The following is a 5,735-nucleotide window of genomic DNA, read 5'->3' on the forward strand; positions in this document are numbered from 1 at the left end:
AAACTTCTCCCCTCAGCTGTTCTTTTGTTTGGTGGGTGGGGGGGGGTGGATAAGCCCCCCCCCCCCCGTCATTCCCTTCCCCCCGCCCCCCCCCCCCCCCGGGCCCACGGGCGTACCGGGAACGGTCCTACAGCTCGGACGCCCCCCAGGCGTTCACCGCCAGCTCGTCCCCGACCCGCAGCGTGCCCGGCCGCACCACGGAGAACTTGCTGCCGAACGCCACCCCGCCGGCCGCCGCGCGGCGGTAGCCGGCCAGCGTGCGCAGCGGCTCCGGGCCGGCCTTGGCGCCGGTCGACTGGTCCACCAGCGTCACCGCACAGCGGATCGCCAGCTTCGTGTAGCCCAACTCCGCGCCGCCGACGGTGAACCGGCGGAGCAGGTCCTCGGTGTGCGGCTCCGGCCAGCCGTCCACCACCAGGTTCGGGCGGAACCGGTCCACCGGCAGCGGAGCCCCGTCCGAGCGCGCGTTGAAGTCCTCCAGGGAGGAACGCGACAGCAGGTGCACGGCGGAGCTGTCCGCGAACCCGGACGTTCCCGGGGTCAGTCCGTCGGTCACCCGGTCGTGCTCCGGCGGCACCCGGACCAGCCGGCTGCGCGCGCCCAGCACCTCGGAGAGCCACCCGGCGGCCTCCTCGCCCTGGTCGACGGCCGGGTACGGCGTGCCGAACATCCGCACCTCCCTGCGCGGGCCCTCGGTGTCGACGGCGAACTCCACCGGCTCAACCCCGGGCGCGGCGAGAGCCAGCCGGTCGCCCCCGAGGACGGTCGGGCGGACGGTCGCCAGCAGCCGGTCCCGCCGCTGGGAGCGGAACACGCCCTCCGCGTCCACCACCATGAACGCGCGGTCGTGGGCCAGCCCGGCCCGGGTCAGCTCCGCCTGCTCCGCCACCACCCCGGCACAGCCCTTCACCGGGTAGTACCGCAACTCCACCACCGTGGCCATCTGTCCCCCGCACTCTCCAGCCGCCTCGGACGCGGCTTCTCCGTTTCCCCGTAGGGTAGTTGCCGGCGCCGGTGACGAGCCGCTGAACACCGGGCAGCCGCGCGGTTGCTAGGGTCGGGGCATGGCACCGAGCAGCGCGAACCCCCCGGGACGGCTCCGGCGCGACGCGCAGCGCAACCGGGACCTGCTGCTCGCCGCCGCCCGCGAGATGTTCTCCCGACACGGCCTCGACGTCCCCCTGGACCAGATCGCCAAGGAGGCCGGCGTCGGCAACGCCACCCTCTACCGGCACTTCCCGACCCGCGAGGCGCTGATCGCCGAGGTCTTCGCGGACGCCGGGGCCGGCCTGGCCGCGGCGGCGGAGGAGGCGCTCGCCACCGAGGACGCCTGGACCGGCCTGGAACGCTACTTCGGGCGGATCTTCGAACTCGTCGCGGCCGACCGGGGCATCAACGACCTGGTCACCCAGGCCATCCCGACCATCCCCGGAATGATGGAGATCAGCCGCGGACACGCCGCCACCGTCGGCGCCCTGATCACCCGCGCCCAGGAGCAGGGCACCATGCGGCGCGACGTGGTCACCATGGACCTGCTCTTCCTGCTCGGCCCGCTCTGCCGCGCCCTGCCCGCCGCCACCGAGCTGCGCCCCGACCTCTGGCGCCGCTACCTCGCCCTGCTGCTGGACGGCTTCCGCGCGCAGGCCACCCACCCGCTGCCGGTCCCGCCGATCGGCGAGGAGCACCTGGACCGGATGTTCGCCGACCTGTGGGAGGCGGAGGCGCCGGAGGCCTGAACGGCCCCGGGCGCATCAGGGACGCGTACGGAACGTCGGGTGCGGCGTCAGGGCCGTGTCAACGGGCGGGGGCGGGCGGGGCACGGGCGGTTTTGCTGGGGTGGCGCGGGTCGGTTCGGTGACGCGGACGGAGAGGCAGGGGTGGGCCATGGCGGACACGGGAGCGGACGAGGGCCGGATCGTGGTCGGCGTCAGCGGCTCACTCGGCAGCCTCGCCGCCCTCCATCGCGCGGTCGCCGAGGCCCGGCGGGCGGACGTCGAGGTGCTCGCGGTGCTGTGCTGGACCCCGCCCGGCGACGAGCTCGGATACCGCCGCTCCGTCTGCCCGCCGGTGCTCAACTCCGGCCGCGACGCCGCAGTCGCGCGACTGCGGCAGGCACTCGACGAGGCCTTCGCCGGTCGCCACGCCGGTGCCCGGCTGCGCTGCCAGGCCGTCCGCGGGGACACCGGCCACACCCTGGTGCGCACCGCCGACCGGCCCGGGGACGTCCTGGTGCTCGGGGCGGGCCGCGAGCGCGGCCGCCTGTCCCGGCTGATCCGGCCGTCGGTCACCGCCTACTGCGTGCGGCACGCCACCTGCCCGGTGCTGACCGTGCCGCGCCCGCCGCTCCAGCGGGACCTGGAGGCGCTGGAACGCGGGTACGGGCTGAGGGAGTTGGTGGCGGGGAACTGAGCCCCGGGGCGGCGCCGATGGTGCCGGCCGGCTGCGGCAGCCCCGGCTACGGCAGCTCGGCTACGGCAGGCCGGCGGCCCGGGCGAGGACGGCGGCGGTCCGGCGACCGGCGTTCAGGGTGTCGGGGTCCGTGGCGGGCAGGCAGCGCTCGGCCTCGGGGCTGTAGGCGGTCATGATCACGCCGGCGTGGTCGGTGGGGAGTTCGAGCAACTCGGCGGTCGGTACGACGGCGTGCAACTGGCGGGTGAGCTCCGCCGGAACCACCTCGTCCGCCGTGCCGTGCACCAGCCGGATCGGGACCGGGGACGGGCTCGCGGCGAGGAGGTCGAGCGGGGAGTCGCCGGTGGTGGCGGCCGGGCGGCCGTAGGCGGAGGCGATGCCGACGGCGGCGGTGGGACGCAGTGCGGCGGGGGTGTCGGGGTGGGTGGCCACGGCGACCGCCTCCCGGCCGCCGAGCGACCAGCCGGCCAGCACGAAGCGCTCCGGATCCCCGTCGTACGCGGCGGCGTTGCGGCGGGCGAAGGCGAGCGAGGCGAGCAGGTCGGCGCGGCCGCGGTCCTCGCGGTCGGAGCGCCAGTCCGGGACGAGCACCAACAGGCCGAGCCCGGCGGCCTCCTGGGCGAGTGTCGCCATCACGTCGCGCTCGTCCGGGCCCGAGCCGTGCCAGAGCAGCACCACCGGGGCGGGCCCGGCGGCGCCGACGGTCGGGCGGTGGACGTCCAGCAGGCGCCCGTCCGCGTACGGAACGACCTCAGGTTGAGTGCTCGTCATGCCGGGTTCCCCTCCGATTCGGTGCCTGATCACGGAACTGGTACTGAACTTCCTGTCGCGAGGGAGACGATCTCTCGTCAGGCGTCAGCGGTGCTACCAGAGCACGTCCTACTTTCAGTAGGGAGAGTCCGTGCAACCCGGGCCTGGCGCTCCATTGTCGGACGGGGTCCGGTACCTGCTCAGGTACCGGACCCCGTCCGCGTTTCTCCTCGACCCTCTCCTCAAGGCAGGTCTCGGGACGGCCGGCGGTCGGAGCCCGGCTCGCGGGAGATCCGCAGTCCGGCCTGGGTGACGATGGGACCGAGGGCGCGCGGACCCGGGTGGCTCAGGAGACGAAGCCGACGACCCCGTACTCCTCGACCTCCTGCGCCCCGCGGAGCCATCCCAGGACCTCCGCGACGGCCTCGGCCACCGCGCGTTCCAGCGGCGGTGTGCGGCCCTCGCGCTCGGCGAGCTCGAACTGCCGGAGTGCCTCCCGGCACTGCTCGGGGGACCACTCGCCGCAGGACAGCTCGGCGCAGTACGGGAGTTCGGCGGGGAAGGCGCTGCCGTACTGGAAGTCCGCGACCGAGACGGCGGTGACGCCGTACCCGCGCAGGCCCTCGTCGACCTCGTCCAGCCACAGGCCGCGGAAGGGACCGAAGGAACGGTTGTCGAGGACGGACGCGTCGATCCTGCACAGGCGCTGGTACGCGTAGCCGTACTGGAACGCGTACTCCTTGTCGAAGGGCCCGCCGTACACCACCGCGCGCAGCGCCTCGTGGGCGGTGGGGGCGCCGTCCGCGATCTGCTCGGCGAACTCCTGGTCGGCGCGGTCCAGGCCGGCGCCGAAGAACCCGCGCAGCTCCTCGAGCAGGCCCTCATCGGCACAGCCCGCCAGGGTGTGCTTGTCCTCGAGGTTGGTCAGGTACGCGGTCAGGAAGTAACTCATGGGGCCACGGTAGCGGCTGTGACGGACAGTCGACTCACGGTCGGCGGGTCAGCTCGGGTGCTTGGTGCCGGTCATCTCAGGCGGCCTCCGCGGGCTCGTCGGACGGGACGGCGATCAGGACGAACTCCGCGCCGGCGTCGTCCCGTACCAGGGCCGAGCGGCCGAAGGGCGTGGGTGCGGGGTCGGTGAGGACGCCGCCGCCGAGGGCGCGGAGTCGGGCGGCGGCGCGGTCGGCGTCGGCGGTGGCGAAGTGGGTGCGCCAGCCGGCGGTGGCCCGCGGAGGGGCGGAGGGGCCGATCCCACAGGCGGGCAGACCCGCGACCCGGGCGAGGGTGTGTCCCGCGTGCGGGCGGTCGTAGCCGTAGCCGAAGACCTCGCGGTAGAAGGCGCGGGCGGCGTCCGGGTCGGGGGAGAGGTGCTCGTTCCAGGTGAGCGTGCCCGGCTCGTTGACCAGCCCGGCGCCGTCGACGGCGTCCCCCTGCCACAGGCCGAAGGGCGCGCCGAGCGGGTCGACGGCGAGGGCGGCGCGGCCCTGGTCGGGCACCTCGTACGGCGCGCGGGCGATCCGCCCGTCGGCGGCGCGGATCAGCGCGACGGTACGGCTCAGGTCGGCGCAGGCGAGGTACGTGCTCCAGGCGGCGGACGCCGCCCCGGGTGCGGAGGCGATCGCCGCGACCTGCGCGCCGTAGCGGGTGGCGACGGCCTCGCCGGGGCCGGTCGGGACGAACTCCCAGGCGAACAGCGCGCCGTAGAAGCGCTGCGCGCGCGGGACGTCCGGGGTCGTCAGCACGACCCAGCACGGGACGCCCTCGTGGTACCGGCCCGCCTTCGGCATGCCGCCCTCCTGGTGCCATCGACCCACTCGTCAGCCTCCGCGCCCGGCGGACGGGTGGCAAGCGGGGGCCTCAGGCGACCCCGCGGGGGCGGAACTGGATGCTGATCCGCGGGCCCACCGGGCGGGCCGTCTTCGGGATCGCGTGCTCCCAGGTGCGCTGGCAGGAGCCGCCCATCACCACCAGGTCGCCGTGGCCGAGCGGTCGGCGGACGACGGCTCCGCCGCCGGCGCGGGGCCGCAGCGCCAGCGTGCGCGGCTCGCCGACCGACAGGATCGCCACCATGGTGTCCTCGCGGGCGCCGCGCCCGATCCGGTCGCCGTGCCAGGCCACGCTGTCCCGGCCGTCCCGGTAGTAGCAGAGCCCGAGGGTGCGGAACGGCTCGCCCAGTTCCGGCGCGTAGTGCCCGCTCAGCGCCGTGCGGGCCGCGCCGAGGACGGGGTGCGGCGGCTCGGCCTCCGCCGGGTAGGAGGCGAGCAGTCGTGGGACGTCGACCGTCCGCTCGTACATCTCGCGCCGCTCCGCCCGCCAGGGCACCGTCGCGGCCAGCTGTTCGAACAGCTCGTCCGCTCCGTGCAGCCAGCCGGGCAGCACGTCCAGCCAGGCGCCCGCGCCGAGCACCAGCCGCCGCAGGCCGTCGAGCGGGCCGAGGCGGACGCCCCCGGTGTCGCCGTCGTCGAACAGCGAAGGCTGGTGTCCTGTGCCATCGAACCTTGAGCGCGTGCCATCGAAGTTTGATCGGGTCGGGTATCTATAGGGGTGAGTAGGTCTGGTACTTGCCTTGCAAGGAT

7 protein-coding genes are annotated in these 5,735 nt (G+C 74.9%); 2 read left to right on the plus strand and 5 right to left on the minus strand.

Features of this window, described 5'->3' with window-relative positions; genetic code table 11:
* Window positions 1-127 precede the first annotated feature (127 nt).
* The gene (locus ACFQ87_RS27635) at window positions 128-943 is read right to left on the minus strand and encodes an MOSC domain-containing protein (protein WP_380613531.1); all 816 of its coding nucleotides are present in this window, start codon (window positions 941-943) and stop codon (window positions 128-130) included.
* Between the two features lie 121 nt (window positions 944-1,064).
* Between ACFQ87_RS27635 and ACFQ87_RS27640 the strand changes: the two genes are divergently transcribed.
* Both ACFQ87_RS27640 and ACFQ87_RS27645 read left to right on the plus strand, forming a co-directional pair.
* The gene (locus tag ACFQ87_RS27640; RefSeq protein WP_380613532.1) at window positions 1,065-1,736 is read left to right on the plus strand and encodes a TetR/AcrR family transcriptional regulator; all 672 of its coding nucleotides are present in this window, start codon (window positions 1,065-1,067) and stop codon (window positions 1,734-1,736) included.
* Window positions 1,737-1,884: 148 nt separating this feature from the next.
* Window positions 1,885-2,409 (plus strand): universal stress protein, encoded by a 525-nt coding sequence (locus ACFQ87_RS27645; protein ID WP_380613533.1) that lies wholly within the window; start codon window positions 1,885-1,887, stop codon window positions 2,407-2,409.
* Between the two features lie 60 nt (window positions 2,410-2,469).
* On the opposite strand, the gene ACFQ87_RS27650 is transcribed toward ACFQ87_RS27645, so the two are convergent.
* From ACFQ87_RS27650 to ACFQ87_RS27665, 4 genes are all read right to left on the minus strand, one after another.
* Window positions 2,470-3,180 carry an alpha/beta hydrolase family protein gene (locus ACFQ87_RS27650; protein ID WP_380613534.1) on the minus strand — a complete coding sequence of 237 codons (711 nt, stop codon included), beginning with the start codon at window positions 3,178-3,180 and terminating at the stop codon, window positions 2,470-2,472.
* A gap of 325 nt (window positions 3,181-3,505) precedes the next feature.
* Window positions 3,506-4,111 (minus strand): hypothetical protein, encoded by a 606-nt coding sequence (locus ACFQ87_RS27655; protein WP_380613535.1) that lies wholly within the window; start codon window positions 4,109-4,111, stop codon window positions 3,506-3,508.
* Window positions 4,112-4,187: 76 nt separating this feature from the next.
* Window positions 4,188-4,946 carry a VOC family protein gene (locus tag ACFQ87_RS27660; RefSeq protein ID WP_380613536.1) on the minus strand — a complete coding sequence of 253 codons (759 nt, stop codon included), beginning with the start codon at window positions 4,944-4,946 and terminating at the stop codon, window positions 4,188-4,190.
* 70 nt (window positions 4,947-5,016) lie between these two features.
* The gene (locus ACFQ87_RS27665) at window positions 5,017-5,628 is read right to left on the minus strand and encodes an alpha-ketoglutarate-dependent dioxygenase AlkB (protein ID WP_380613543.1); all 612 of its coding nucleotides are present in this window, start codon (window positions 5,626-5,628) and stop codon (window positions 5,017-5,019) included.
* Between the last annotated feature and the right edge of the window lie 107 nt (window positions 5,629-5,735).

Origin of the sequence: Kitasatospora sp. NPDC056531, assembly GCF_042794375.1 — a bacterium.
GTDB lineage: Bacteria > Actinomycetota > Actinomycetes > Streptomycetales > Streptomycetaceae > Kitasatospora.

Coding starts and splice junctions, on each gene's coding strand:
- ACFQ87_RS27655 (WP_380613535.1), bottom strand. CDS start 4,111: ATGAGTTACTTCCTGACCGCGTACCTGACCAACCTCGAGGACAAGCAC.
- ACFQ87_RS27635 (WP_380613531.1), bottom strand. CDS start 943: ATGGCCACGGTGGTGGAGTTGCGGTACTACCCGGTGAAGGGCTGTGCC.
- ACFQ87_RS27645 (WP_380613533.1), top strand. CDS start 1,885: ATGGCGGACACGGGAGCGGACGAGGGCCGGATCGTGGTCGGCGTCAGC.
- ACFQ87_RS27650 (WP_380613534.1), bottom strand. CDS start 3,180: ATGACGAGCACTCAACCTGAGGTCGTTCCGTACGCGGACGGGCGCCTG.
- ACFQ87_RS27660 (WP_380613536.1), bottom strand. CDS start 4,946: ATGCCGAAGGCGGGCCGGTACCACGAGGGCGTCCCGTGCTGGGTCGTG.
- ACFQ87_RS27640 (WP_380613532.1), top strand. CDS start 1,065: ATGGCACCGAGCAGCGCGAACCCCCCGGGACGGCTCCGGCGCGACGCG.